General features: G+C 36.3%; 28 protein-coding genes, 1 tRNA gene and 1 pseudogene. 23 read left to right on the forward strand and 7 right to left on the reverse strand.

The window, feature by feature from the left end; translation table 11 throughout:
• The first annotated feature begins 90 nt into the window (after positions 1 to 90).
• Complete coding sequence (gene uvrC / locus CQZ94_RS03685) at positions 91 to 1,875, forward strand: excinuclease ABC subunit C (RefSeq protein ID WP_105584336.1); 1,785 nt, start codon at positions 91 to 93, stop codon at positions 1,873 to 1,875.
• 115 nt (positions 1,876 to 1,990) lie between these two features.
• On the opposite strand, the gene CQZ94_RS03690 is transcribed toward uvrC, so the two are convergent.
• Positions 1,991 to 2,440, reverse strand: coding sequence for a YslB family protein (locus CQZ94_RS03690; protein WP_002015405.1), 450 nt, complete (start codon positions 2,438 to 2,440; stop codon positions 1,991 to 1,993).
• 299 nt (positions 2,441 to 2,739) lie between these two features.
• Here CQZ94_RS03690 and sdhC point away from each other — a divergent pair, with 299 nt between their 5' ends.
• The 4 genes from sdhC (at position 2,740) to CQZ94_RS03710 (ending at position 6,467) form a co-directional block, all read left to right on the forward strand.
• Positions 2,740 to 3,366 carry a succinate dehydrogenase cytochrome B558 gene (gene sdhC / locus CQZ94_RS03695; protein WP_002015407.1) on the forward strand — a complete coding sequence of 209 codons (627 nt, stop codon included), beginning with the start codon at positions 2,740 to 2,742 and terminating at the stop codon, positions 3,364 to 3,366.
• 13 nt (positions 3,367 to 3,379) lie between these two features.
• Entirely contained in the window at positions 3,380 to 5,173 is a 1,794-nt protein-coding gene (gene sdhA / locus CQZ94_RS03700) for a succinate dehydrogenase flavoprotein subunit (protein ID WP_070145028.1), read from the forward strand.
• Positions 5,166 to 5,927, forward strand: a complete 762-nt coding sequence (gene sdhB, locus CQZ94_RS03705) for a succinate dehydrogenase iron-sulfur subunit (protein WP_002088861.1) — start codon at positions 5,166 to 5,168, stop codon at positions 5,925 to 5,927. Before sdhA ends, sdhB begins: the two co-directional genes overlap by 8 nt.
• Before the next feature lie 93 nt (positions 5,928 to 6,020).
• Entirely contained in the window at positions 6,021 to 6,467 is a 447-nt protein-coding gene (locus CQZ94_RS03710; RefSeq protein WP_105584337.1) for an acyl-CoA thioesterase, read from the forward strand.
• A gap of 33 nt (positions 6,468 to 6,500) precedes the next feature.
• On the opposite strand, the gene CQZ94_RS03715 is transcribed toward CQZ94_RS03710, so the two are convergent.
• Positions 6,501 to 7,280: a M15 family metallopeptidase gene (locus tag CQZ94_RS03715; RefSeq protein ID WP_105584755.1), complete on the reverse strand. Its 780-nt coding sequence runs from the start codon at positions 7,278 to 7,280 to the stop codon at positions 6,501 to 6,503.
• Between the two features lie 264 nt (positions 7,281 to 7,544).
• Between CQZ94_RS03715 and motA the strand changes: the two are divergent.
• Positions 7,545 to 8,340 (forward strand): annotated as a pseudogene (motA, locus tag CQZ94_RS03720) (flagellar motor stator protein MotA).
• Positions 8,330 to 9,115: a flagellar motor protein MotB gene (gene motB / locus CQZ94_RS03725; protein WP_105584339.1), complete on the forward strand. Its 786-nt coding sequence runs from the start codon at positions 8,330 to 8,332 to the stop codon at positions 9,113 to 9,115. The pseudogene motA and the gene motB overlap by 11 nt, the downstream one beginning before the upstream one ends.
• Before the next feature lie 28 nt (positions 9,116 to 9,143).
• On the opposite strand, the gene CQZ94_RS03730 is transcribed toward motB, so the two are convergent.
• The gene (locus CQZ94_RS03730; RefSeq protein ID WP_105584340.1) at positions 9,144 to 9,971 is read right to left on the reverse strand and encodes a 5'-nucleotidase, lipoprotein e(P4) family; all 828 of its coding nucleotides are present in this window, start codon (positions 9,969 to 9,971) and stop codon (positions 9,144 to 9,146) included.
• A gap of 343 nt (positions 9,972 to 10,314) precedes the next feature.
• On the opposite strand from CQZ94_RS03730, the gene CQZ94_RS03735 reads away from it, so the two are divergent.
• The 3 genes from CQZ94_RS03735 (at position 10,315) to CQZ94_RS03745 (ending at position 12,978) form a co-directional block, all read left to right on the forward strand.
• Positions 10,315 to 11,199: an ABC transporter ATP-binding protein gene (locus CQZ94_RS03735; protein WP_142395742.1), complete on the forward strand. Its 885-nt coding sequence runs from the start codon at positions 10,315 to 10,317 to the stop codon at positions 11,197 to 11,199.
• A 2-nt stretch (positions 11,200 to 11,201) separates the two neighbouring features.
• Entirely contained in the window at positions 11,202 to 12,428 is a 1,227-nt protein-coding gene (locus CQZ94_RS03740) for an ABC transporter permease (protein WP_105584342.1), read from the forward strand.
• Positions 12,429 to 12,546: 118 nt separating this feature from the next.
• Complete coding sequence (locus tag CQZ94_RS03745) at positions 12,547 to 12,978, forward strand: Rrf2 family transcriptional regulator (protein ID WP_142395743.1); 432 nt, start codon at positions 12,547 to 12,549, stop codon at positions 12,976 to 12,978.
• Between the two features lie 60 nt (positions 12,979 to 13,038).
• On the opposite strand, the gene CQZ94_RS03750 is transcribed toward CQZ94_RS03745, so the two are convergent.
• On the reverse strand, positions 13,039 to 13,704 hold the full coding sequence (locus tag CQZ94_RS03750) for an MIP/aquaporin family protein (RefSeq protein ID WP_105584344.1): 666 nt from the start codon (positions 13,702 to 13,704) through the stop codon (positions 13,039 to 13,041).
• A gap of 142 nt (positions 13,705 to 13,846) precedes the next feature.
• Complete coding sequence (locus CQZ94_RS03755; RefSeq protein ID WP_105584345.1) at positions 13,847 to 14,812, reverse strand: DMT family transporter; 966 nt, start codon at positions 14,810 to 14,812, stop codon at positions 13,847 to 13,849.
• Between the two features lie 101 nt (positions 14,813 to 14,913).
• Between CQZ94_RS03755 and CQZ94_RS03760 the strand changes: the two genes are divergently transcribed.
• Positions 14,914 to 15,486, forward strand: coding sequence for a helix-turn-helix domain-containing protein (locus CQZ94_RS03760; protein ID WP_105584346.1), 573 nt, complete (start codon positions 14,914 to 14,916; stop codon positions 15,484 to 15,486).
• Between the two features lie 74 nt (positions 15,487 to 15,560).
• Here the strand turns inward: CQZ94_RS03760 and CQZ94_RS03765 are convergent, their stop codons facing one another.
• Positions 15,561 to 15,746, reverse strand: a complete 186-nt coding sequence (locus CQZ94_RS03765) for a PspC domain-containing protein (RefSeq protein ID WP_105584347.1) — start codon at positions 15,744 to 15,746, stop codon at positions 15,561 to 15,563.
• Between the two features lie 214 nt (positions 15,747 to 15,960).
• On the opposite strand from CQZ94_RS03765, the gene CQZ94_RS03770 reads away from it, so the two are divergent.
• From CQZ94_RS03770 to CQZ94_RS03820, 10 genes are all read left to right on the forward strand, one after another.
• Positions 15,961 to 17,202: an amidohydrolase family protein gene (locus tag CQZ94_RS03770; protein WP_105584348.1), complete on the forward strand. Its 1,242-nt coding sequence runs from the start codon at positions 15,961 to 15,963 to the stop codon at positions 17,200 to 17,202.
• A gap of 112 nt (positions 17,203 to 17,314) precedes the next feature.
• The gene (locus CQZ94_RS03775; protein ID WP_105584349.1) at positions 17,315 to 18,610 is read left to right on the forward strand and encodes a purine/pyrimidine permease; all 1,296 of its coding nucleotides are present in this window, start codon (positions 17,315 to 17,317) and stop codon (positions 18,608 to 18,610) included.
• 165 nt (positions 18,611 to 18,775) lie between these two features.
• Positions 18,776 to 19,000, forward strand: a complete 225-nt coding sequence (gene gerE, locus CQZ94_RS03780) for a spore germination transcription factor GerE (protein ID WP_000659484.1) — start codon at positions 18,776 to 18,778, stop codon at positions 18,998 to 19,000.
• 101 nt (positions 19,001 to 19,101) lie between these two features.
• A complete protein-coding gene (locus tag CQZ94_RS03785; RefSeq protein WP_105584350.1) occupies positions 19,102 to 19,479 on the forward strand; it encodes a type 1 glutamine amidotransferase family protein in 378 nt (125 codons plus the stop codon).
• Positions 19,480 to 19,793: 314 nt separating this feature from the next.
• The gene (gene racE, locus CQZ94_RS03790) at positions 19,794 to 20,606 is read left to right on the forward strand and encodes a glutamate racemase (protein ID WP_002145513.1); all 813 of its coding nucleotides are present in this window, start codon (positions 19,794 to 19,796) and stop codon (positions 20,604 to 20,606) included.
• Between the two features lie 130 nt (positions 20,607 to 20,736).
• Positions 20,737 to 21,786, forward strand: coding sequence for a GerMN domain-containing protein (locus CQZ94_RS03795; RefSeq protein ID WP_105584351.1), 1,050 nt, complete (start codon positions 20,737 to 20,739; stop codon positions 21,784 to 21,786).
• A 131-nt stretch (positions 21,787 to 21,917) separates the two neighbouring features.
• Positions 21,918 to 22,655, forward strand: coding sequence for a ribonuclease PH (gene rph / locus CQZ94_RS03800; RefSeq protein WP_002145515.1), 738 nt, complete (start codon positions 21,918 to 21,920; stop codon positions 22,653 to 22,655).
• A gap of 11 nt (positions 22,656 to 22,666) precedes the next feature.
• On the forward strand, positions 22,667 to 23,275 hold the full coding sequence (locus CQZ94_RS03805) for an XTP/dITP diphosphatase (RefSeq protein WP_061674627.1): 609 nt from the start codon (positions 22,667 to 22,669) through the stop codon (positions 23,273 to 23,275).
• Between the two features lie 13 nt (positions 23,276 to 23,288).
• The gene (locus tag CQZ94_RS03810) at positions 23,289 to 23,792 is read left to right on the forward strand and encodes a metallophosphoesterase (protein ID WP_105584352.1); all 504 of its coding nucleotides are present in this window, start codon (positions 23,289 to 23,291) and stop codon (positions 23,790 to 23,792) included.
• Between the two features lie 108 nt (positions 23,793 to 23,900).
• Positions 23,901 to 23,974 (forward strand) — tRNA-Gly (locus CQZ94_RS03820).
• 414 nt (positions 23,975 to 24,388) lie between these two features.
• On the opposite strand, the gene CQZ94_RS03825 is transcribed toward CQZ94_RS03820, so the two are convergent.
• The gene (locus CQZ94_RS03825) at positions 24,389 to 25,003 is read right to left on the reverse strand and encodes a PH domain-containing protein (protein ID WP_002160347.1); all 615 of its coding nucleotides are present in this window, start codon (positions 25,001 to 25,003) and stop codon (positions 24,389 to 24,391) included.
• A 156-nt stretch (positions 25,004 to 25,159) separates the two neighbouring features.
• Between CQZ94_RS03825 and CQZ94_RS03830 the strand changes: the two genes are divergently transcribed.
• Both CQZ94_RS03830 and CQZ94_RS03835 read left to right on the forward strand, forming a co-directional pair.
• Entirely contained in the window at positions 25,160 to 25,573 is a 414-nt protein-coding gene (locus tag CQZ94_RS03830; protein WP_105584353.1) for a group I intron-associated PD-(D/E)XK endonuclease, read from the forward strand.
• Between the two features lie 283 nt (positions 25,574 to 25,856).
• A complete protein-coding gene (locus tag CQZ94_RS03835) occupies positions 25,857 to 26,105 on the forward strand; it encodes a hypothetical protein (protein WP_001983650.1) in 249 nt (82 codons plus the stop codon).
• The last annotated feature ends 83 nt before the right edge of the window (positions 26,106 to 26,188 follow it).

Here is a 26,188-nt window from a genome sequence, read left to right on the forward strand (position 1 = left end):
ACAATAAAGGAACGTATGTTGGGTGTTTTGATATAGTATGTTTTCGTGTGAAAATAAAAATGATAAGCATGTAGAAATGGAGGGAGACGAGTGCACGAGCATTTAAAAGAGAAGTTAGCAATTTTGCCCGATCAACCTGGTTGTTATTTAATGAAGGATAAGCAGGGAACGGTTATATACGTCGGAAAAGCAAAGGTACTCAAAAATCGTGTGCGCTCGTACTTTACTGGTTCGCATGATGGGAAAACACTTCGGCTTGTTGGAGAAATTGTTGATTTTGAATACATTGTGACTTCCTCAAATTTGGAAGCTCTCATTTTAGAGTTGAATTTAATTAAAAAATACGATCCGAAATATAATATTCAATTAAAAGATGATAAAACATATCCTTTTATTAAAATTACAGCTGAAAAACAGCCGCGCTTACTCATTACGCGAAATGTAAAAAAGGATAAAGGAAAGTACTTTGGGCCTTATCCAAATGCGCAATCGGCACATGAAACAAAGAAATTATTAGATCGTATGTATCCGCTTCGTAAATGTTCAAATATGCCAGATAAAGTTTGCTTGTATTATCATATGGGCCAATGTTTAGCACCTTGTGTGAAAGAAGTAACGGATGAGCAAAACAAAGAAATTGTTGATGAAATTATTAAATTCTTAAACGGTGGGCATAAAGAAATTCGTTCAGAATTAGAAACGAAGATGTATGAGGCTTCAGAGAAACTAGAATTTGAACGGGCGAAAGAGTTGCGAGATCAAATTGCTCATATTGATGCAATTATGGAAAAGCAAAAGATGATTATGAGTGATTTAGTGGATCGTGATGTGTTTGGATATGCAGTTGATAAAGGGTGGATGTGTGTTCAAGTTTTCTTCGTTCGAAAAGGAAAGCTAATTGAACGTGATGTTTCTATGTTCCCGATTTATGATGAACCAGAAGAGGGATTTTTAACTTTTATCGGTCAATTTTATGAAAACAGTAGTCATTTCAAGCCGAAGGAAATTGTTGTTCCAGGAAGTATAGATTCAGAATTAGTAGAGCGCTTTTTAGAAGTTGAAGCGACACAGCCGAAGCGTGGGAAGAAAAAAGATCTTGTGGAATTAGCAAATAAAAATGCAAAAATTGCACTAGAAGAGAAATTTCACTTAATTGAACGTGATGAAGAACGGACGATTAAAGCTGTTGATAATCTAGGGAAGCAACTAGGGATTGAAACGCCATATCGTATTGAAGCGTTTGATAATTCAAATATTCAAGGGACAAATCCTGTTTCAGCAATGATTGCTTTTATCGATGGGAAACCAGCGAAGAAAGAATATCGGAAATATAAAATTAAAACGGTCCAAGGGCCAGATGATTACGAGTCTATGAGGGAAGTTGTGAGACGCCGTTATACGAGAGCATTAAAGGAAAATTCACCTTTGCCAGATTTAATAATTATCGATGGGGGAAAAGGACATCTCACGGCTACAAGTGATGTTCTTGAAAACGAGCTTGGATTATATATTCCAATGGCAGGGCTTGTAAAAGATGAAAAACATAAAACATCACATTTAATTATTGGGGATCCGCCTGAGCCTGTTATGCTTGCGAGGAATAGCCAAGAATTTTATTTATTGCAGCGCATTCAAGATGAAGTACATCGATTTGCAATTACATTCCATCGTCAATTACACGGGAAATCTGTTATTCAATCCGCGTTGGATGAAATTCCGGGAATCGGTGATAAACGAAAAAAGGTATTGCTAAAACATTTTGGTTCATTAAAAAAGATGAAAGAAGCTTCCATATCGGAATTTGTCGAAGCAGGTATGCCGAAAAATGTAGCGGAGACAATTTATACTTATTTAACAGATAAGAAGACGTTGTAGTTTACAACGTCTTCTGTTTTTTGGTATAATTTCTGAAGATTTGAAATAAACACACCTAAATGAATATACAAAAAAGTCAACTAAACTTATATGTCTAGTTGACTGTAAGTAGATCCTACACTTCAATGAGATCTTTTATATCCCATTTAACAAGAAATGTAATAGAGTCTGAACGTTTTTTCTGTTCCTCATAGGACTCTGCAACGACGTTTCTTTGTCTTTGAATTTGCTCGGCGATAAATCCAGCTTCTAATTGATAAGATGAATGTCTTTTTTGTTTTTGACGCTCAGTAATAAGTGTACCTTTAAGTTGAAACTGCATTTCACGACGTTTATGTTCAATGATGCTTAAAGTGCCCCAACCAGCTTTTTCAAAAAACTGAATGACTTCTTCAATTGTTTCTAGCGGATATTTTCTCGCAAGGTTTCTACCGGCCCAGTATAAAATACCATCTAAATCGTTACCAATTAAATCAGGTAGTAATTCTTCACGTAGCAATTCATAAGCGAAGGCGTTCAATGAAACATCTTCTAAAGATGTTATATCGATTGTATTTTTGCTCACAATATTCCCCTCTTTCTATAGGGATTATTATATAACATTTTTCATTTATAAAAACAGATTTTTCTTTGGGGAAATCTGAATATATAAGAAGACAAAAAGAATTGGCAAATTATATGCAAATTATGTATACGTTTTCTTGACGCTTCGACAAAAATAGGAGTAAAATGAACTTGGTATCAAATTATGCTGAAATATTTCGAATAATTTTTTCAGTTTTTCTTATGCCAATAGTGAAAAAACATTATTGTTGTAAATTAATCTGAAAACAGCAGTCAAACATTCAAGGGGGTAATGGGGACATGAAAGGCCGCGAGTATACGTTTCGTAAGTGGCACTCATTAATGGGGGTCATTCCGGTTGGTGTCTTTTTGACGCAACATTTAATTGTAAACAACTTTGCAACAAGAGGAGCAGAGGCTTTTAACAAAGCTGCAGGCTTTATGGAGCTCCTTCCATTCCGGTATGCGCTAGAAATTTTCATCATCTTTTTACCTATACTGTACCATGCCATATATGGATTATATATTGCATTTACAGCTAAGAACAATGCGGTATCTTACGGCTATTTCCGTAACTGGATGTTCGTCTTCCAACGAATTTCAGGTATCGTTACGCTGATCTTCATTTCTTGGCACGTCTGGGAAACTCGTATTCAAGCATTGTTAGGTAAAGAGGTAAACTATGATATGATGGCAGATATTTTAAACAACCCATTTATGTTTGGTTTCTATTTAGTTGGTGTTGTTTCAACAATTTTCCACTTTGCAAATGGACTATGGACATTCTGTATAAGCTGGGGAATTACAGTATCTCCACGTTCACAAAGAATCTCTACTTATGTAACATTAGCTATTTTCTTAGGTCTATCTTATGTAGGTGTGAGTGCATTATTAGCGTTCATCGATCCACAGCTAGCAAACCAGTAAGGAGTGGGAGAGCATGAAAGGGAAACTTATAGTAGTCGGCGGTGGCTTGGCCGGCTTAATGGCAACGATTAAAGCGGCAGAAGCAGGAGTAAATGTTGAACTATTTTCTTTAGTACCAGTAAAACGTTCACATTCTGTATGTGCCCAAGGTGGAATTAACGGTGCCGTAAATACAAAAGGTGAAGGGGATTCTCCATGGATCCACTTTGACGATACAATTTATGGTGGGGACTTCTTAGCGAACCAACCACCAGTTAAAGCGATGTGTGATGCAGCACCTGGTATTATTCATTTAATGGACCGCATGGGTGTTATGTTCAACCGTACGGAAGAAGGACTTCTGGATTTCCGTCGTTTCGGTGGAACACAACATCACCGTACAGCATTTGCTGGTGCAACAACTGGTCAACAATTACTATATGCATTAGATGAGCAAGTACGTCGTCATGAAGTAGCAGGACTTGTAACGAAATATGAAGGTTGGGATTTCTTACGAGCTGTTGTAGATGATGAAGGTGTGTGCCGAGGAATCGTCGCGCAAGACTTACAAACTATGGAGATAAAAAGTTTCCAAGCTGATGCCGTGATTATGGCAACAGGGGGCCCTGGTATCATCTTTGGAAAATCAACAAACTCTATTATTAATACAGGTACAGCAGCGTCTGCTGTATATCAACAAGGTGCATATTATGCGAACGGTGAGTTCATTCAAATCCATCCAACGGCAATTCCTGGAGACGATAAGTTACGTCTTATGAGTGAATCTGCACGTGGTGAAGGTGGACGTGTTTGGACGTATAAAGATGGTAAGCCATGGTACTTCTTAGAAGAAAAATATCCAGCTTACGGAAACCTTGTACCTCGTGATATTGCAACGCGTGAAATCTTTGATGTTTGCGTAGAGCAAAAACTAGGTATTAACGGTGAAAACATGGTGTACTTAGATCTTTCTCATAAAGATCCGAAAGAACTAGATATTAAACTTGGTGGAATTATTGAAATCTATGAGAAATTTACAGGTGATGATCCTCGTAAACTACCAATGAAAATCTTCCCAGCGGTTCACTATTCAATGGGCGGATTATGGGTTGATTATAAGCAAATGACAAGTATTCCAGGTTTATTTGCAGCAGGTGAGTGTGATTATTCTATGCACGGTGGTAACCGCCTTGGTGCGAACTCATTATTATCAGCAATTTACGGTGGTATGGTAGCAGGACCGAACGCAATTGAGTATATGAAAGGTCTTTCTAAATCATCTGATGCTGTTTCATCTACTGTATATGAGCAAAATGAATTAATCGAAACAGAGAAATTTAACAATATTTTAACGCTTGATGGTAACGAAAATGCATATGTTCTTCATAAAGAGCTTGGAGAATGGATGACAGATAACGTTACAGTAGTTCGTGAAAATAAAAAGTTAATAGAAACTGATGCGAAAATTGAAGAGTTAATGGCGCGTTACAAACGCATTAACATTAACGATACAGCAAGATGGAGTAATCAAGGTGCTTCATTTACACGCCAACTTGCAAATATGTTCGAGTTAGCACGTGTTATTACAATTGGCGCATATAACCGTAATGAAAGCCGCGGAGCGCATTACAAACCAGAATTCCCAAATCGTGATGATGCAAACTTCTTAAAAACTACGATGGCGAAATTTGAGGGAGAAGGAAATGCACCAGCATTCCATTACGAAGAAGTGGATGTTTCATTAATTAAACCACGTAAACGTGACTATTCCTCAAAACATGATGTAGCTGCTAAGGGTGAAGAGAAGGGGGATAAACAACATGTCTGAGAAAACAATCCGCCTCATCATTACGAGACAAGATGGACCAGATGCACAAGAGTTTGACCAAGAGTTTGAAATTCCATATCGTCCTAATATGAATATTATTTCGGCGCTTATGGAAATTCGCCGTAATCCTGTCGACTCAAAAGGGAACCAAACAACGCCGATTGCATGGGATATGAACTGCTTAGAGGAAGTATGTGGAGCATGTTCGATGGTGATTAACGGAAAACCACGTCAATCATGTACAGCTCTTATTGACCAGTTAGAACAACCAATTCGCTTAAAGCCGATGAAGACATTCCCGATTGTACGTGATTTACAAGTTGACCGTAGCCGTATGTTTAACGCGTTAAAACGTGTTAAAGCTTGGATTCCAATAGACGGTACGTACGACCTAGGACCAGGTCCAAGAATGCCAGAGAAAAAGCGTCAATGGGCATATGAACTTTCGAAATGTATGACATGTGGTGTTTGCTTAGAGTCATGTCCGAACGTAAACAGTAAGTCTGACTTTATTGGACCAGCACCGCTTTCACAAGCGCGTTTATTTAACTCGCATCCAACTGGTGAAATGCATAAAGCAGATCGCTTACGTGCAATTATGGGTGATGGAGGACTTGCAAACTGTGGTAACTCTCAAAACTGTGTGCAATCATGTCCGAAAGGTATTCCATTAACAACTTCAATTGCAGCATTAAACCGTGATACAACAATTCAATCGTTCAAAGATTTCTTTGGTAGTGACAATAACTATTAATAAATATTGCCTCTTCATGTTGAAGAGGCAATATTTATAAGTTTATTTTTCTGTTTATTCTGTTTATTTTAAGGGCGAAAAGGAGAGGGAACAATGAAGAGAATTTCTTATATTGAAGACTTTGAGCAATGGGAAAGTGGTTTTTCATTTTATAATCCTGTCAAAGTTCGTTTTGGTGAAGTAGATATGTTTGGACATGTAAATAATGTCGTTGCTTTTACATATTTTGAAGAAGCACGTATCGCATTGTTTAAAGAACTCGGATTTATGCAAGAATGGACACATGAATCTTCAGAAACGATGATAGTCGTCGCAGATTTACAATGTAATTTTATTAAACAAATTTATTTTGATGAGCAGTTGAAAGTATATGTAAAGGCAGGAGCAGTTGGGAATTCTTCTTTAGATCTGCATTATATGGTGAAAAATGCAGAAGGAGAAGTTTGTTTAGTTGGACGCGGTATGATGGTCCAAGCATCGAAAAAAACTGGAAGAGGCGAACCGTGGCCTGAGGAATGGAAGGAATTACTACAACAATAGAATAAAAGAAAAATAAGAGAGCGAATTGCTCTCTTATTTTTTGTCCTTCGTTGCCTCTTCTAATGTTAGGTGGTGCTTATGTATGTATGTGGCATATGGATTGCCAACGTAGCGTAAGTGCCACGGTTCGTATGAATACTCTGTTGTCTCTGTTTTATCCTCTAAATAACGAATGACAAATCCGAACTCATGGGCATGTTCTGCAACCCATTTTCCTTCTGCTGTCTCTCCGAAGATTGGTTCTAATTGGAATTTAGCAGATTTTGAGCTAATATCCATTGCTAGACCAGTTTGATGCTCACTTGTTCCAGGAATTGCACTTACCGAATCAGCCTCAGCTTTTCCTTGGCGTTTAATATATGTATTATGTAATGACTGTTGGCGTTTGTAAGAACGGTAACCTGAAACTGCTGTAAGTTCTAAACCTTCTTCTTTCGCTGCTTGGAACATTTTTTCAAGAGCGTCTGCAGCATCTTTGCGAAGTAATGTTTTCTCTTTATCTTTTGGACTAGTAAATGGTACGTTCGGTTTCGTTAAATCTTCTGGAATGTACCCATCTGGTAATTTACGATGTTTATTGACTAATACAAGAGCAGAATCTGGATTTGTTACAACGGAAAAATTATCATCTAGTTTCTTTGCATTATGATCAGCTTTTGGAAAAGCAGGAATTTCTTCTTTTGGATGGTTACTATGTTTTTGACTTTCTACAGCTTTCGCCTCATTTTGCAGTGGTGATTTAGAACCAAAGTAAGCGAAAGATGTGATACCGATTACAATAGTAGCGGCAGAAATAATTATTATCTTTTTCATGATACCTTGCAATCACTGTCCTTTCTTAATAAAATATGTATCGTTTTTATTATAAGTCTAGTTTATTGAAAAAGAAATATAAGAGTCATAACGTAATAGAAATGCAAAGAAAATGTCAGAAAATGTGTGAAATTGTAGTATTTTTTTATATAATTCATTTCCTATCTTTCATGTAATTCATTTTTTATGTAATATATATACATAAGGAGATGTAGCGATTATCGAGAATGAAGGACTTCTTGTATAGACTAGGAGTGAATGGGAATGGATTTTGCAACAATTATTGGAATCATTTTAGGAGTGTTGGCGGTAGTAGTAGGAATGGTCGTCAAGGGTGCTGACGTAATGGCCTTAGTTAATCCTGCAGCAGCATTAATTATTTTTGTTGGTACATTTGCTGCAGTATGTATCGCATTTCCAATGAATCAACTAAAAAGGATTCCAAAATTATTTAAAGTTCTTTTTGGTTCAAATAAAAAAGATTTAAGTTATGAACAGTTACTAGAATTATTTGCTCATTGGACATCTGAGAGTAGGAAATACGGTATTTTGTCTTTAGAACAACAATTAGATAAAATTCAAGATGAATTTCTCTTGCGTGGTATGAAGTTTGTGATTGACGGTGTATCTGCAGAAGACTTAGAACAAATTTTAGAAGCTGAATTAGAAGCAATTGAAGAAAGACATGCAAAAGGATCTACTATTTTTTCGCAAGCTGGTACATATGCACCTACATTAGGGGCTTTAGGTGCTGTTATCGGTCTTGTAGCTGCACTTGGAAATTTAACTGATATTGAAAAGCTAGGACATGCTATTTCAGGTGCGTTTATTGCAACGATTTTCGGTATTTTTTCAGGTTACGTATTATGGCATCCATTTGCAAATAAATTAAAGCAAAAGTCTGCTGCTGAATTAGAGAAGAAACGTTTAATTATTGATTGTTTATTAATGTTACAAGAAGGTACCATATCCATTTATTATGAAAAACCGCATTTTAGGTGCGCTTTCTGCAACTGAGCGTAAAAAGCTAGAAAAAGGAGCGGAAAAAAATGCGGAGTAGGAAGAATAGAAGAAGTAAAAAGAAAAAGCATGACGAGCATATCGATGAAACTTGGTTAATTCCGTATTCTGATATGCTAACGTTGTTGTTTGCACTGTTTATTGTTTTATTTGCAATGAGTAGTATAGATGCTGCGAAATTTAAACAGATGGCAGTAGCTTTTCGAAGTGAACTAGCAGGTGGAACAGGAAATAAAGAGTTTTTAAGTGATCAAAAACCAAAAGAAGAAAAAGAGCTATCGGCAAGTGGTTTGGAATCTGAGAAAATCAAAAAAGATGCTGAAGCTGAAGTGAAGCAGCAAGAAATGAATGAATTAAAAGCAGTACAACAAAGTATTGACAAGTATATTGAGGAAAAGCAATTATCTTCTTCTTTTAAAACGGATTTAACTGAAAAAGGATTAATGGTAACGATATTAGAAAATGTATTATTTGACTCAGGGAAAGCAGATGTGAAGTTGGAATCGTTAGGGATTGCAAAAGAGATGTCTAACCTACTTGTTTCGGCATCACCTCGTGAGATTACAGTGTCGGGTCATACAGATACGGTTCCTATCGCAAATGCACAGTTTGCATCAAACTGGGAGTTAAGTACACAGCGTGCAGTTAATTTTATGCAGGTGTTACTCCAAAATAAAGAATTGCAACCAGAAAAATTTAGTGCAGTTGGTTACGGAGAATACCGTTCAATTGCACCAAATGATACGCCAGAAGGAAAAGCGAAAAATAGACGTGTTGAAGTGTTTATCTTGCCTTTAACAAGAAATATGCAATAAAAGAGGATGGCGCAAGCCATCCTCTTTGTTATTTTGCATCAAATGATTTTAAGTTGTCATGACGAATTTTGTCTTTTTCTGCATCTGATTTTTTGAAATTATAATCGTATAAAGCACCTTCCCAGTCACCGTACATTGGGTTAGGGAAAATGATGAATTTTTCACCAAATTGTGCTTTTGATTCTGCTACTGTTTCATTGCGATCTTTTACAGATTTTCCATCAAAACCAGTGAAATCAGATAAGTTGTCACCGAAGAATAGGACGATGTCATGTGTTTGAGAAACAAGTTCACGACGCTTTTCTTTCCCTTTTTCTTTCGGGTCCTGTAGTAATATATGTTCTTTCGTTGCTTGAGGAGCCCCTACGCGTTCAAGGTTTTTAATTGTTGCATCTAGTTGATTCGTTTTGCGATTTGAGATGTAGTAAATATCTACACCTTTAGACTCTGCATATTTTAAGAAATCAATAGCGCCTGGAAGAGCGGCAGCTTCAGCCTTATTAATCCAATCGTCCCATTTATAAGGATAGCCTTTTCCTGTTTTTACGCTCATTGCTTGATGAGGACTATTATCTAAAACAGTTTCATCCAAATCAAGTACGATAGCAGGTTTTTTGCCTGTCCCTTTTGCAAGAGCTGCATCAAGCTTCAATTGACCAATATTATATCCTTGGTAGTATAGTGCTTTCGTTTCGCCAGCTGTTTGATACCATAAATCAGCCATCAATTGCTGGTCTGTTAATTTTACTTTTTCTTCTTTCGCCACTGTTTTCTCAGCTGTTCCTGAACATGCTACAAGCGATGTGGAAAGAACGGCTACAGATAATAAAGTGGTAATACCCCTCTTCATCTTCATATGTATCCTCCTTGATGTTAGAAAATCATTTTATATTATATATTAAAATATGATAATTTTTTTATGAATATTTGCATATTGTCTTTTGTATATGTAGTAGTTTGTCCTATATTAGAAAGATGAGTTAAATAATAATAATTGTTTTGACAAGTTTTATTGTCGTAATGACAATTATAATTGACAAAAACAGGATTTTTATTTACAATTTTAACTAAATGAAACAAATGATGGGTTAGGTGTAGTGATACATATAAGAGAATGAAATATAGTACCATACTTCATTCTGAACAATCATAGGCTTTAACAGAGGGTACGAATGATACTAAAGGGGAGGCTTTATACATTGAGTTTACAAATTCAAAAATTAACAAAAATATTCGGAGAATCTAAAGCAGTTAATGGTTTGCAAATCTCGTTACCGAAAGGTGAAGTGTTAGGGTTACTTGGCCGAAATGGTGCAGGGAAAACAACGACAATTAAAATGTTACTAGGTTTATTAACGCCAAATGAAGGTTCTATTACGTGGGATGGAAAATCATTTGGTGATAGCGGGGTAACAATTGGATATTTACCAGAAGAAAGAGGATTATATACAAAAAGTAGAGTAATAGATCAGTTGCGATATTTTGGTAGATTAGAAGGAATGACGAAAAAAGAAGTGGATCTTGCAATTGATCACTGGTTAGAGCGCTTAGCAATTCCAGAATATAAATTTAAAACGGCGGGAGAACTTTCAAAAGGGAATCAGCAAAAAATTCAATTGATTGCTGCTCTTCTTCACAATCCAGAACTCCTTATTTTGGATGAACCATTTAGCGGACTTGATCCAGTTAATGCTGGAATGCTAGCTAGTATTATTGGAGAACAAGTACAGGACGGAAAGACAATTATTTTATCAAGTCACCGTATGGAGCAAGTAGAGGCTTTTTGCCAACATGTATGTATTTTGAAAAAGGGTGAAGCAGTTGTAGAAGGACAGTTAAGTGATATTAAGAAGGAATACGGTTTTCGTAATTTAACGATTGAAGATATAGCAGAGAATGAAAAGGGATTAGAAGCTATACATGTTCCGTATGAAAAACAACAAGGTCTTCTTTATGTAAAAGTACAAGATGATGCAGAAGCTCTAAAGATTTTGCAACAATTGCAAGAACAAGGTGTTAGCTTACGACAATTTAAAATGCTAGAGCCAACGTTGAACGAAATCTTTGTAGAGAGGGCGAAATAAAGATGCGTAAATTTTCTCATGTATTTTCATTTTATTTTAGGGAAGCGTTTTTATCTAAAAAATCATTAATTACGAGTGCGATTTTATTTTTGGTTGTGTTTGGGATTTTTGCATTTAATCATTTTACTTCAGGCGATGATAAAAATAAGGATAAAGATAAAATTGCAGTTGTAGTAGAGAGTTCCACATACAAAGTACAAAAGGAAGAGCTAAATAAGCTATTGCCATCAGCAAAAATAACGGTCGGTTCAAAGGGTGATTTTGATAAACTGCATAAGCAAGTAGAAGAGGGAGATTTAGACGGTCTATTCCATGTGACGGAAAAGGGTGGGGCTCCAGCAGTTACATATATGTATAATGGATTTCCAAGCCAAGCAACTTCTGCGATTATGGCGGGTTATTTAAAACAACAATATACGATGGTGACGATTGCAAAAAATAATGTTTCATCAGAAATTGCGCAGCAATTACAGGCAGAAATTCAAGTGAAGCAAGAAGCGATAAAAGATCGCACATCTTCTTTCGGAATTGCGTATTTCTTTACATTTGCTTTGTATATGTTTATTGTAGCTTTCGGAAATACAATCGCAATGAATATTGCATCTGAAAAGGCGTCACGCGTAATGGAAGTAATGCTTCCGAAAGTAAAGCCTCTTACGATGATGTATGCGAAAATTTTGGCGGTTGTTTCAACGGCGTTATTACAACTTGTAATATTGGCGTGTGGTTATCTTATTCCTTATTTGTTAGGTTGGGTCGATTTAGAAAGTGCTTCATTATTTGGTGTTCCCATTGACTTTACAAAATTAGATGCAAAGGTTATAAGTATGTTTCTTGTTTATTTCATTACGGGGTATTTACTTTATGCGATGATGTACGCTGCGGCTGGAGCTGTTGTGTCTAAGACAGAGGATTTACAAGCTGTATCTTTCCCGGTAATGATTTTGATCATGGCTGCATTCTTCATTAGTATTAAATCATTAAGTGATCCGAATAGTACTATTGTTGTTGTAAGTTCGTATGTTCCGTTTTTCACACCGATGGTTACCTTCTCGCGGATTGTAGCTGGTGAAGCAGGTATGTTAGAGATTACGATAACATTAGTATTTTTATTGGCGACGATTGGTATATTAAATGCTATTACAAGCCGTATCTACGTAAACGGTGTAATGAATTACTCCGACAAAGTGAAGTTTAAAGATTTAGCGAAATTTATAAAGCGTCAATAATGGGAGAAAAGCATGATTTTCTAGTGGAATCATGCTTTTTCTTTATGTATAAATTAAAAATAGTATATAATAATAAGAGTCGTCTTTTAATAGAATGAATAAAAAGGAGGGTGTGCAGATGGGAATTAGTAGTCGTTTTACAGTAGGTGTTCATATGTTAACGTTACTTGCAATAGATCGAAACTCTCGCTGTACCTCTGAATGGATTGCTGGTAGTGTGAATACAAATCCAGTTGTGATTCGTCGCATTACAGGAATGTTGAAGAGAGCAGGACTTGTTGATGTACAAGCTGGTAAAGGTGGTACGACACTTGCTCGTGATTTAGATGAAATTACATTACTTGATGTATATAAAGCTGTGGAAGTTGTAGAAGAAGGACATCTATTTTCTTTCCATGAAAATCCCAACATTGAATGTCCAGTAGGAGCTAATATTCAATCGGTATTAGAGATTGTTTTAATACAATCGCAAGAAGCGATGGAAAACGTACTTGCAAATGTAACGGTGCAGCAATTAGTTTCAAATTTAAAGTCGAAAATTAAAGAATAAAAAAAGCGAGCTTCCTCATGATGAGGGCTCGCCTTTTTTTATTCGGAAATATTGAAAATTCTATTTTTCAGTATTTAAAATAAACTTTCCTACAACAGCTGCTACGATACCACCAAGAATTGGGGCAACGATGAACACCCATAGTTGAGAAATTGCTTCTCCGCCAGCGAATAGAGCTGGTGCGATACTACGAGCTGGATTAACAGATGTTCCAGTTAACGGAATACCTAATAAGTGAATTAATACTAATGTGAAACCAATTACTAGTCCAGCTAAAGAAGAACTTCCCTTTTTACCTGTTACAGCAACGATAACTAAAACAAATACGAAAGTTAAAATGAATTCAACTAAAAATGCTCCAGATAAACCAAGAGTTCCAAAACTATTTTGTCCTAAATTATCTAAAGGTAATTTAGCAGATCGTAAAATTGTTACTAACGTTGCAGTTCCTAATAAACCACCTAAAATTTGAGCTAATAAATAATAGCTAAGTTCCATAGCGTTCATTCTTTTATTGAAGAACATAGCGATTGATACTGCGGGGTTAATATGACACCCAGAAATTGTTCCAATACTATATGCCATAGCCACGATAGATAATCCGAAAGCCATAGCGATACCTAACGTTCCAATTCCTTCAATTCCGCCACCAATGACAGCTACTCCAGTTCCGAATAATACAAGTACAAATGTACCAATAAATTCAGCAATTGCTTTTTTTAACATAATTTACCTCCTATTAATGCACATGAAACGTATTATAACATAGGTTTTAGTATAAATAGCTAATGAAATACTATTCTGATAAGGCGAAATAGGGAGACAATAAAAATAAATATGGTTCTATGAAGAAGAACCATATCTATTTTTATGCTGATTTTTTTTGTTTAATGACTGGAACAGAACGGTTTAAAACACTATTTACGATCATTCCTAACATTATAATAATCATCCCAATCAGTGACAGACCGCTAGGGAATGAACCATTTAAGAAAACAATCTCACCAAGCACAGTGAAGACCATCGTTCCAGCTTGTGTTGCTTCAACAGCTCCAAGTAAAGCGAGATTGTCTTTTGCTAAGTCGGTAGCAAAGAAAAATGTCATCGTCGCAATAACTCCGGAACATAATGCTAATAAAAATCCTTGCATCATTTGACTTGATGATGGAATACCGGTAGTGGAAAATCCGTATATACCAAGTAGAATTGTAATAGGGAGACTTCCGATTGCCATTCCTAATACACGTTGGAATGTATCAAGACGCCCGCCAACAAGTTCCATCATTTTTCGGTTACCGAAGGGATATAAGAAAGCTGCTAAAACGACAGGTAAAAAACCAGAAATGAATTGAGTCATTGTAATATGACCTGCTTCAGTAGCTTGCATACAAAGTACACCAAGTAAAATAAATAAAGCGACGTATAAACTGCGCAGTGGAATTTTTCCACGTACAAGTTTTGTACCTGATTTTGTTTCTATTTTAATGAAGAATAATGGCGATAAAAGTAAACCTGCTAATATCGTAACTTGCCAAGTTCCAGCAACGAGCCAAGCTGGAGAAAAAACAGCTGCGAAACTTAATAAAGAATAGAAGCCGATGCCAGCGACAGAGCCCCACCCGATCCATACAAATGGATGTTTTTTTAATTCTTCCCATAAAGCTCCTAAGTTTTTGCGAAATAAAACGATAAGGAATAAAATAGGGAGAGCAAATAGAAAACGGAAGGAAGCAGTCCAAGCCCAGCTTGTTCCAGATACATTCATTGCTCTGTTAATAATAAAGGTTGCAGAAAAAAAGGCCGATGATAAAAGACCTAGTAGTATTGCGCGCATGAAGTATGGCACTCCTTTCGGAATTGAGTATTTATGTATAGTATAATATACTTAAAGTGAATAAAAGTAAACTATTTTATATTTTAAGGTGGTTTTTATATATGAAAGAAAATGAAGATATGCAAACGAAAGAAGTAATTCAGCAAGTAGGTCAGTTATTAAGACAAATTCGAAATGAACAAAAATTAAGTTTAGAAGATTTAGCCCAAAAGACAGGTGTTAGTAAATTAACGCTAGGAAAAATTGAAAGAGGTGAAACGAATCCGACATTAGCTGTCATCTGGAAAATTACGAAAGGGTTATCAATCCCTTTATCGAGATTGATGGTTGTTGGAGAGCCTGTAGCTGTTGCGCACTGCGGAGAAGGCTTTGCAGTAGATGTAGGACAAACGTGGCACTTAGAAACGATGTTCCGTTACACGAAAGAAACGGGGATGGAAATGCACCGAGCTTGTTTAAGAGCGAATAGTATATATGAACCTGAAGCTCATCATGAAGGAGCAATCGAGCTTGTAACAGTAATGAAAGGGAAAGTTTCTATTCAAGTGGAGAACGATGTGTACGTGCTAAATGAGTTTGATTCGATTCAATTTGAAGCGAATAAGAAACATAGTTATAAAAATGAAGAAGATGAAGTGGCGGTATTACATTTAACGATGAAATATTCTTCATGAAAAAATCACCTATAGAAAAGAATTCTATAGGTGATTTTTTATATGTTCTTCTTAAGTATATGGAATGATACCAGTTAGTACGCGCGTGGCATAAGTAATAAACAAATAAAAAAAACTAAAAATCCAGTTCCGAAGCATAAAACGGCAATAAGCCAAATGATACGAATGAGAGTAGAGCTAATATCAAAATATTCTCCTAAACCACCACATATACCAAATAACATTTTATCAGTTTCGGATTTATATAACCTCTTCGACATATTATGATCCTCTCCTTTTTATATCACCGCTGTTATGTATGAGTGATACAGTGTACTTTTATTCTATATGGAAATTTATGAGAAGACCATTAGGTTATATTACATTTTTTTTGTGAAGGGGCAATGTAGTATATTAATTGTCTTAATTTTCAGTTGATATTAAAATGAAAATGAGGGTGTGACGTATTTTCTAATATAAGGTGGGGAAATGGTAATGACATTGTATTGGTTGACTAATGTAAAGCTTGAAACAGGTTATACATATGAAGAAGCGAAAATTTCACAAACGGAAACTGAGATATGCAGTCTTCTTATTGAAGATGGGCGAATTAAAAGAATTATATCGGGAATCGTTCACGAGGAAGGAACGTTAACTTTTGATGCTAATCGTTTATTAGTTTTACCAGCTTTTGAAGAGATGCATATTCATATTGATAAAACATATTATAGTGGGCCTTGGAAAGCTTGTATGCCAGCAGAAAATATTTTTACACGTTTTAATGAAGAAAAAACGATTTTACCAAAGCAATTAGCAACTGCTCAAGACAGGGCGGAAAATATGCTAGAGTTATTGCTTCGAAATGGCGCAACAAATATTAGAACGCATTGTAATGTTGATCCAATTATTGGACTTAGTAATTTGGAGGCAACGTTAGCGGCTTTAGAAACATATAAAGATCGGTTGTCTGGTAGAATCGTCGCATTTCCGCAACATGGATTATTGCACAGTAATTCTGTACAACTTGTGAAAGATGCGATGCGTATGGGAGCACAATTAGTTGGCGGAGTGGACCCAGCTACAGTAGATAATGACATCGAAAAATCATTACATACGATTATGGATATTGCGGTAGAGTTTAATGTGGATGTTGATATTCATTTGCATGATGCGAATAACCTTGGAACGTTTACGATGAAGAGATTGGCAAGCCTAACAGAGGAAGCAGGATGGCAAGGGCGTGTAACAATTAGTCATGCACTTGGACTTGGAGGCGTTACTGATAAAGAAGTTGAAGAAGTGGCAGAAAGACTAGCAGCGTTAAAGATTGATATTACTTCGACGGTTCCAATCGGTAAACAAGTAATCCCAATTCCATTATTAGATCGAAAAGGAGTTAAAGTTTCATTAGGAAATGATAGTATTACAGATCATTGGTCTCCGTTCGGAACGGGAGATATGCTGCAAAAAGCAAATCGACTGGCGGAACGATTTGGTTGGAGTGATGAAAGATCTTTAGGGAAAGCTCTTCGCTTTATTACAGGAGGGAAAGAGACGTTAAATAATGAAGGGAAGCGAGTATGGCCAAATGTAGGAGATGAGGCAAGCTTTGTTTTAACGAACGCAACATGCGTCGCTGAAGCAGTAGCCCGCCAAACGGAGAAGTGTGTAGTTATGCATAAAGGGAATGTTGTTATAGGGAATTTAGAGCAAGTGAAATCAGATAATCTTGTATAGAAGAATCGTTTAAGTGTTTTGAGAAGGGTTCTAATTGTAAAAATAGAACTCTTCTTTGCTGTTTAGTAGAAATAGGGTAACGTTATACTTCCTTATAGGGAAGCTAGAAGGGATGAAAAGTTTGGACAATCAACATAATCAAAATCATATTATGGGAACTTTGCAATGGTTTATTTTTTTATTAGCAAACTCAATCGCGCTACCAATTGTCGTTGGCGGATTATTTCATCTTACGACGGAAGAAGTATTTTATTTAATGCAGCGTACGTTTTTCGTAGTTGGTATATCTTCTTTTTTACAAGGATGGCTTGGACATAAGCTTCCGATTGCGGATGGGCCAGCTGGATCATGGGTTGGTGTATTTACCGTACTTGCTTATGCAACTGTAGGGCAGGATCAATTACATAGTACGTTGCAAATTTTAGAATTAGGAATGATGGTTGCGGGAGTTGTTTTAATAGGACTAGGAGTAACGGGGTTTATCGGGCGTATTTTATTTTTATTTACGCCGCTCGTGACAGGGACGTTCTTACTTCTATTATGCTTGCAATTAAGTGGTGTGTTTTTAAAAGGGATGTTAGGAATTACAGCTACTGTTTCTCAAATCGATGAATTTACAGCGTTGATCGCTTTTGGCATATTTTTGTTCGTTGTCATACTCTCCAATTTTGGAAAAGGTTTTGTTAAAAGTTATGCGGTTTTAATAGGATTGGTTAGTGGTTGGATTATTTTTCTTATTGCAGGAAAAGTGACGATCCCATCTCAAGTAACTCATTTTGTGCAACTTCCACATATATTCGCGTGGGGAATTCCAAAATGGAATACAGGTATGGCGGTATCAAGTTTCGTTATGGTATGTATTTTAGTTTCAAATACAGTGGCAGCTATTATAGCAATCAATCAAGCTACGATTCATAAAGCGACTGTTGAACAAAAACAGTTGAGAAATGGTACGTGGGTCGGAGGGATTTCGCATATGATTTCCTCTTTATTTTCAACTGTAGGTGTCGTTCCGTTACCAGCAACGGCAGGTTTCATACGTTTAACAAATCAAAAGTACATGCGTTCATTCTTATTTGCATGTGTACTATTAGTCGGTATGTCGCTGTTTCCAAGTATTATCCGCTACTTAGCCTCTCTGCCATCCGCGGTCGCATCTGCGGTTTTAATGGCTTCGTTCGTGCAACTTATTGGGATTGGATTTCATAATATAAAACAAGTGCCACTTAGCGAACGAAATGTAACTATTTTAGGGGTTGCGGTATTATTTGGCTGCGGCGTTATGTTTTTACCGTCTGTAGCACTCCAATCATTGCCTTCTGTTATGCAATATATATTTGGTAATGGTTTGTTTGTAGGTACTGTTGTAAGTATATTGCTAGAACAAATATGGCGTACTGAAAAATAAATGTATAAAACAAGTTCATGCAACGTATAAAAGTCTAAAATAACATAAGAAATAAAGCCTATTTTCATTCACCACCTGCACATTTCGTTCATACAATATCTTGACTAAATAAACACCCAACTTACACATACACAGCTCTGGCTTAAGCAAGGAGGGTTATACCAGTTGAAGGAAAAAGCGTATCAATCTAAACCTTTACTCACAAAGAGAGAGAGAGAAGTATTTGAACTACTCGTTCAAGATAAAACGACGAAGGAAATTGCAGGTGAACTTTTTATAAGTGAAAAAACAGTACGCAACCACATCTCAAATGCAATGCAAAAGCTAGGGGTTAAAGGACGTTCACAAGCAGTTGTTGAGCTTCTTCGTATGGGAGAACTCGAACTATAATAAAGAAGCCGACTTTTATACAAGAGGTCGGCTATTTTTCTGTTTATTTATATATGAATGATAAGGATGTTTCATACATAAATAGGTAGTAAGGAGGGGATATGTTGAAAAGGGTATTATTAGTTTCAACAAGCGCTCATGATATGCGTGGACATCCTACTGGATTATGGCTTGAGGAGTTAGCAGCGCCATATAATTTGTTTAAAAAGGCTAAGTTCGATGTTGACCTTGTATCTATAAAAGGTGGAAGGGTACCTATAGATAGAGTATCTATTCCAAATGGCATACCCCGTGAATTTAGGCATGTAGCTACGATATTGCAAAATACGAAGCCGATCTCAACTGTTCATTTTTCGGATTATGATGCAGTATTATTTGGCGGTGGGCACGGGGCGATTGTAGATTTTCCGGGTAATCCATATGTAGCACCTAATTTCACGCCGCATGTTGTAGTAGATGGACATTTAATTACAGGATAAAATCCACAATCAAGTTTGAAAATAGGTAAGGCTATAAAGAACGCGATAAATAAGATATAGAAATAAAACTCCCGCTATTAATAAAGGTAGCGGGAGTTTTATTTTGAATGAGCATTTTATATAGAAGAAACTGACTTTCATATAGAAGGTCGGTTATTTTTCTGTCTTGCAAATTATGAAAAAAAGGAGCAAAATAAAAAAGGTCCTGATCTATACAGGTACAAATGAAAAGTTTTATACAGGGGCATTTTAAGTTAGCGAACTTAAAGTGTGTAAAATATACTGATAAAATAAGATGATGAATGAGAAAACGGGTGATTAAGTTGAATAGAGCGATCGGTGTTATTGATTCAGGAGTGGGCGGTTTAACAGTAGCGAAGGAATTAATTCGTCAGTTGCCGAAAGAGCGTATTATATATTTAGGAGATACAGCACGTTGCCCTTATGGTCCGCGTTCTCGTGAAGAAGTGCGTCAATTTACGTGGGAAATGACGGAGCATTTATTAGATTTAAATATTAAAATGTTAGTTATTGCGTGTAATACAGCAACTGCCGTTGTATTAGAAGAAATGCAGAAACAATTACCAATTCCAGTAGTTGGAGTTATTCATCCAGGATCACGTACAGCTTTAAAAGTGACAAATACGTATCATGTTGGGATTATTGGAACGATTGGAACAGTAAAAAGTGGCGCCTATGAAGAGGCGCTAAAGTCTATTAATAATCGTGTTATGGTAGAAAGTTTAGCGTGCCCACCTTTCGTTGAGCTTGTAGAGAGTGGGAATTTCGAAAGTGAAATGGCGTATGAAGTTGTAAGAGAAACATTGCAACCGTTGAAAAGTACTGACATTGATACGCTTATTTTAGGATGTACACATTATCCGATTTTAGGTCCTGTTATTAAAAAGGTAATGGGGGATCAAGTGCAATTAATTAGTTCGGGTGATGAAACAGCGCGTGAGGTAAGCACGATTTTATACCATAGTAAGATGTTAAATGAGGGAGAAGAACAAAGTGATCACCTCTTCTTAACGACTGGTAAAATAGGTCTGTTTAAAGAAATTGCATCAAAGTGGTTCGGTCAGCCGATTGAAAATGTGAAGCATATTAATTTAGATACAGAATAATAGTAGATTCATATAAGAGAACTCCTGAGAAATCAGGGGTTTTTTCTGTGTAAGTGGCTATAGCTTGTTCTAAAATATGAAACAGCTCGTATACATAATAGTACAAACTTAGATTTTAGGGGGGAATGGCATGCCTAAATCCACTTTTAAATGGGTTGTTGGTGCTACTGTGAGTGCGATTTTATTATCAGGGTGTGGCTTGTTAAATCAAGAGAAAGCGACAGAACAAATTGATCCGCCAAAAAAAGTTACGTATACAGAAGGTGAAAAGAAAGAAACTGCTAAAAAAGATAAACAAGGGCAAACAGTAAATAGAGAGTTATACCTCGTTGATAAAAATGGATATGTCGTACCGCAAACTATTGCAATGCCTACTCCGAAAGCGAATGAAGTTGTACAGCAAACGTTAGAGTATCTCGTGAAAGATGGACCAGTCACAAATTTATTGCCAAATGGATTTCGAGCAGTCCTTCCAGCGAATACGACGATGACCTTGAATTTGAAAAAAGGCGGGACAGCAGTAATTGATTTCTCTAAAGAAATGAAAAATTATTCAAAAGAAGAAGAACGTCAAATTGTTGAATCAGTAGCGTGGACTTTGACTCAATTTACAGAAATAAAACAAGTGCAGTTCCAAATAAATGGTGAAAAGTTAGCGAAGATGCCTGTTGCGGGTACACCGCTTGGTGAAGGGGTAAGTCGTGCGAATGGAATTAATTTTGATGATGAACAAGTAGCAGATGTGACGCATACAAAACCGGTTACACTTTACTTTATGGCGCAAAATAATAATAAGCAGCAATATTACGTACCGGTAACAAGACGCGTTGCAGAAGGAAAAGAAAATGATTACGCGACAATTGTGGATGAGCTTGTAAAAGGTCCGATTCAAGGATCGCTACTAAATGATTTTAATCCAGGAGCTAAGCTTATTACGAATCCGAAAGTGCAGGACGGAAATATTACATTAAACTTTAACGAAAATATATTTGTGAACCCAGACAAAAATATGATTTCAAATTATGTGTTGAAATCGTTAGTCTTATCTTTAACGGAAAAACAAGGTGTGAAAAATGTTTCTATTGAAGTGAATGGGAAAGCAAATCTTATGGATGAGAAAGGTGAAAAGTTAATAAAACCTGTTGATCGTCCACAAAACGTGAATACAGGTAGTTTTTAATCGCGAATAATTTGATATACTTATGTAAGAAAGGGGAATTGCTTTTTGAGTTCCCCTTCTTTTATTGTTATACATATCGTACATTTAAATTTGGCTATACTAATGAGAGTATTTATGAGGGGGTTATTTTTATGCGAGTAGATGGTAGAGGAAAAGCAGAGCTACGCCATATACATATTCATACAAATTATTTAAAACATCCAGAGGGATCAGTACTAATTGAAGTTGGGGATACAAAGGTAATTTGTTCAGCGACAATTGAAGAGCGTGTACCGCCGTTTATGCGCGGAGAAGGAAAAGGCTGGGTAACAGCAGAATACTCAATGATTCCACGTGCGACAGAGCAACGTACAATTCGAGAGTCAAGTAAAGGGAAAGTAACAGGGCGCACAATGGAAATCCAGCGTTTAATTGGACGAGCATTACGTGCGGTTGTTGATTTAGAAGCGCTTGGCGAAAGAACGGTTTGGATTGACTGTGATGTAATTCAAGCGGATGGCGGAACGAGAACAGCTTCTATTACAGGTGCTTATGTAGCGATGGTATTAGCTTTTGAAAAATTATTGCAAGCAGACAAAGTATCTAAAATTCCGGTGAAAGATTATTTAGCGGCAACGTCAGTAGGCATTGTTGAAGAACAAGGTGTCGTTTTAGATTTAAATTATGCTGAAGATTCTAAAGCAGACGTTGATATGAACGTTATTATGACTGGAAAAGGTCAGTTTGTTGAAGTGCAAGGAACTGGAGAAGAAGCGACGTTTAGCAGAGCTGAATTAAATGAATTACTTGATGCTGCTGAACAAGGGATTTTCCAACTTGTTGAAAAGCAAAAAGAAGCGTTAGGTGACATCGTATCTCATATAGAGTAGAGGTGGAAAATATGAAGCAAGTTGTTGTAGCGACGAAAAATCTTGGGAAAGTACGTGAGTTTGCTGAGTTATTTGAGAGATTTGACTTAGAAGTGAAATCTTTACACGATTTTCCTCATATTGAAGAAGTCGAAGAAACTGGTGAAACATTTGAAGAAAACGCAATTTTAAAAGCGGACAGTCTTAGTAGACAGTTGAATTCCATCGTAATTGCAGATGACTCTGGTCTTATTGTAGATGCCTTAAACGGGAAACCAGGTGTATATTCAGCTCGTTTTGCTGGAGAGCCGAAAGATGATCAGGCGAATATAGATAAGGTGTTACAAGGGCTAACCGACGTCGATTTAGAAAAACGTACAGCTCGTTTTTACTGTGCGCTAGCAGTTGCTTTCCCTGAAGCTGATAAAGAGCCGGTTATTGTAAACGGAACGTGCGAAGGAAAAATCTTAGAACAGCGCCGCGGGGAAAATGGTTTTGGATACGATCCGATTTTTTATGTAGAAGAATATAAAAAAGCGATGGCGGAGCTAAGCTCAGATGAGAAAAATGCGATTAGTCACCGCGGGCGTGCTCTTCGTAAATTAGAAGAAAAAATCCCAGAATGGTTTTTAGAAGAATAAGGGAGAGAGATTGATGAAAGCTTTAATCGTAAGCGATAGTCATAGCTCTGTGAAGGAATTACAGCAGTTAAAAGAGAATTACGAAGGGAAAGTAGATGTCATGATTCATTGTGGTGATTCAGAGCTAACGCCTGCTTACGAAGAACTGCAAGGTTTCCATGTTGTAAAAGGGAATTGTGATTATGCTAACTTTCAAGATGAAATTGTAACTGATGTAGATGGAATTCGTTTCTTAGTTGTACACGGTCATCGTCATAATGTGAAAATGACGTTACAAACGTTAGCGTATCATGCAGAAGAAGTAGGAGCGCAAGTAGCATGCTTTGGACATTCTCATGTATTAGGGGCAGAATTAATTGATGGGATTTTATTTATTAATCCAGGAAGTATTTTGCTCCCACGCTCTCGTGTGGAAAGAACATTCGTTTTATTAGAAATGGATGAAAATCATATAGAAGTTCGTTTTGAAACATTAGACGGACAGCTGGTGGAACAAGCAATTTTTAAAAGAGGATAAGAAAAATTATCCTCTTTTAAAAAAGTGTTGACTTTATAAGTAGTTATGAATATAATAAATATTGTCGATAGGGCAACGGCGCTAACGAAGAAAAATAAAATAACATATGCGGGTGTAGTTTAGTGGTAAAACAAGAGCCTTCCAAGCTCTGGTCGAGAGTTCGATTCTCTTCACCCGCTCCATGTCCCAGTAGCTCAGCAGGATAGAGCAACGGCCTTCAAGAAAATAGGAGCCTTTATAGGGAAACAAGAACCTATAAAGTGGACGACACTATATCGGTGAAGCCTTAACAGTTCGGCTGATGGTAATACCGAGGAAACTTACGATCTTCTAAAGGAGATTAAGGAGTTTTGAATGATTAAGTTAATCTTAATGGTAAAGACTCTGAAGTATGATGCAAATCATCGTGAGGTTCCGTAGAGACTACACGTGTCGCACCTGAAATGGTGAAGATATAGTCCAGACTACAAACAGTAATTGCTGGTAGCGAAAGCTATGGTGGTAAGCTAAGCCGTCGGTCGGGAGTTCGAATCTCTCCTGGGACGCTAAGAAAACCTTGTTATCTTTTGATAACAAGGTTTTTTGTTTGTTTTAAATTAGTTATTAATAAATTTTTCAAAGACAAAACCATAATCTTTTACGTTATATTGCTTTTTCGTATCAACGAGCCAGTTGAAGGCGATCTCATTCATCTCTTTAAATTGCTCTGCCAGATTCACTTGTGCATTTGTAATGCGGCTAAAAGTGTTAGAAGCCATATCTAAACTTTTATGTGCATACTGCAATGTAATATCGTTGTCGTATGAAATTTCTTCGATTTTAAGAAGAGCCTTATATAAATCTTTTAATTCTTCAATATGTTTTTTATGAACATCAATTGAGTAATGCTCATCTCCCATATGAAACTTAATTTCTACATCTAAATCAATCGTGCCTGCAGTTTCGAGTGCTACGTTTTTAATTTGATATTTACTATAGCTATAGCGGCGCAATGTACGCTTTTTGCTTGTGGCGCTTGTACCATCTAGATGAATTAATCCTTTGTTTGTGAAACAATATTCATCCGATTTTGATTTAATAAGAAAATATATTTTCTCCCCATCTTCATGCATGACGTAATCATCAGCATCGACCTTATCGTAATCTTTCGGTGTGATAACGGAACCTACATCGCTTAGTCCTAAAACGTCAGCTGCCATTTTTTTAAACATGTGTAATCCTCCTTGTAAAATAAATTCTTAATTGTACAAAAATATAGTATCATGATTTTAATAAATTGTTTTCTTGTAATCCGAAAATATTTGAAGGTAAGTTAAGAAAAGTAACGAATATTATTTTGAAAATATGTAAAAAGGTGTTGAGTAAAAGTGCACCATCATACAAAAACAAAAGGAGATTTAGCGGTTTTAAAGGCTCAAGTTGACTTGTATGAAAAAGGATATATGATTTTAACACCACAAACAGAGCATTCTTCATTTGATCTTGTAGTGTACAAAGATGGATTGTTTAAGAGGGTGCAAGTTAAATATAGAGAATTGAATTCACGGGGGATACTTGAAGTTAGATTCCGCTCTAGTTATTCTACGGCAAATGGGGTGACCACAAAAGAAGTGAACAAAGAAGAAATAGATGTGTATTGCGTATATTGTCCACAAACTAATTCATGTTATTATTTCGATCCTAAAGTATTTAATAAATCCATTAGTTTGAGAGTGGATTCTCCAAAAAATCATCAAGAGAAAAAAGTTAATTTTGCAAATGATTATAGAGAAATTCCGTGAATTCGCCTCTAGTTACATGAGGTGTTTTTTATGTTTTTTGAAATCTTACAATTCTGTAAGGTAAGTGTAAGGAAGTTCGATGGTAACAAATTACTAATCCTCTATAATGAAGATAACAACGATAAATGAGGAGGAAGAGATGATGAAAGGATTAATCGTAACGGGCTTAACCGTAGCTTTTGGATTTGTAGCGTATGAGAAATTAACGTATGTAGTTGATGTTGTGAAACATTTAATAGCTTAGAAAAAACTGCCATGAGAGGGAAAGGGAATGAGTGAATGAATGGAATGGTTATTTGGAATTATAGGTACTTGTAGTGTAGTTTTATTGTTCTTTGTCCCGAGTGGTATACTTAGTTCGACAACAAGTTTGTTCTTTTTAAGTTTGTTTGCTTGTACGATGCTTATTATTATGTTTTTAATGAAGCGAAGTAAACCGATCTTCTATTTTAGCATGATTGTTATGGCAATTATTGTTCTCCAAATTATTACCCTTGTTATATACCCCACGATTATAAAAGCTTTCCATTAATGATAAATCCTCTGCGTCTGTTGCTGAGGGTTTTTGTTTGTGAAAAATGAATTTTATTTAAAAGTTTGTTGCTTTTTCGTTAT

Origin of the sequence: Bacillus sp. MYb209 (assembly GCF_002975175.1) — a bacterium.
Taxonomy (GTDB): domain Bacteria; phylum Bacillota; class Bacilli; order Bacillales; family Bacillaceae_G; genus Bacillus_A.

Bases quoted from the DNA above. Each gene is read 5' to 3' on its own strand.
- sdhC (WP_002015407.1), top strand. From the start codon at position 2,740: ATGAAAGGCCGCGAGTATACGTTTCGTAAGTGGCACTCATTAATGGGG.
- sdhA (WP_070145028.1), top strand. From the start codon at position 3,380: ATGAAAGGGAAACTTATAGTAGTCGGCGGTGGCTTGGCCGGCTTAATG.
- sdhB (WP_002088861.1), top strand. From the start codon at position 5,166: ATGTCTGAGAAAACAATCCGCCTCATCATTACGAGACAAGATGGACCA.
- CQZ94_RS03710 (WP_105584337.1), top strand. From the start codon at position 6,021: ATGAAGAGAATTTCTTATATTGAAGACTTTGAGCAATGGGAAAGTGGT.
- CQZ94_RS03715 (WP_105584755.1), bottom strand. From the start codon at position 7,280: ATGAAAAAGATAATAATTATTTCTGCCGCTACTATTGTAATCGGTATC.
- motB (WP_105584339.1), top strand. From the start codon at position 8,330: ATGCGGAGTAGGAAGAATAGAAGAAGTAAAAAGAAAAAGCATGACGAG.
- CQZ94_RS03730 (WP_105584340.1), bottom strand. From the start codon at position 9,971: ATGAAGATGAAGAGGGGTATTACCACTTTATTATCTGTAGCCGTTCTT.
- CQZ94_RS03740 (WP_105584342.1), top strand. From the start codon at position 11,202: ATGCGTAAATTTTCTCATGTATTTTCATTTTATTTTAGGGAAGCGTTT.
- CQZ94_RS03745 (WP_142395743.1), top strand. From the start codon at position 12,547: ATGGGAATTAGTAGTCGTTTTACAGTAGGTGTTCATATGTTAACGTTA.
- CQZ94_RS03750 (WP_105584344.1), bottom strand. From the start codon at position 13,704: ATGTTAAAAAAAGCAATTGCTGAATTTATTGGTACATTTGTACTTGTA.
- CQZ94_RS03755 (WP_105584345.1), bottom strand. From the start codon at position 14,812: ATGCGCGCAATACTACTAGGTCTTTTATCATCGGCCTTTTTTTCTGCA.
- CQZ94_RS03760 (WP_105584346.1), top strand. From the start codon at position 14,914: ATGAAAGAAAATGAAGATATGCAAACGAAAGAAGTAATTCAGCAAGTA.
- CQZ94_RS03765 (WP_105584347.1), bottom strand. From the start codon at position 15,746: ATGTCGAAGAGGTTATATAAATCCGAAACTGATAAAATGTTATTTGGT.
- CQZ94_RS03770 (WP_105584348.1), top strand. From the start codon at position 15,961: ATGACATTGTATTGGTTGACTAATGTAAAGCTTGAAACAGGTTATACA.
- CQZ94_RS03775 (WP_105584349.1), top strand. From the start codon at position 17,315: ATGAAAAGTTTGGACAATCAACATAATCAAAATCATATTATGGGAACT.
- CQZ94_RS03785 (WP_105584350.1), top strand. From the start codon at position 19,102: ATGTTGAAAAGGGTATTATTAGTTTCAACAAGCGCTCATGATATGCGT.
- CQZ94_RS03795 (WP_105584351.1), top strand. From the start codon at position 20,737: ATGCCTAAATCCACTTTTAAATGGGTTGTTGGTGCTACTGTGAGTGCG.
- rph (WP_002145515.1), top strand. From the start codon at position 21,918: ATGCGAGTAGATGGTAGAGGAAAAGCAGAGCTACGCCATATACATATT.
- CQZ94_RS03805 (WP_061674627.1), top strand. From the start codon at position 22,667: ATGAAGCAAGTTGTTGTAGCGACGAAAAATCTTGGGAAAGTACGTGAG.
- CQZ94_RS03810 (WP_105584352.1), top strand. From the start codon at position 23,289: ATGAAAGCTTTAATCGTAAGCGATAGTCATAGCTCTGTGAAGGAATTA.
- CQZ94_RS03825 (WP_002160347.1), bottom strand. From the start codon at position 25,003: ATGTTTAAAAAAATGGCAGCTGACGTTTTAGGACTAAGCGATGTAGGT.
- CQZ94_RS03835 (WP_001983650.1), top strand. From the start codon at position 25,857: ATGGAATGGTTATTTGGAATTATAGGTACTTGTAGTGTAGTTTTATTG.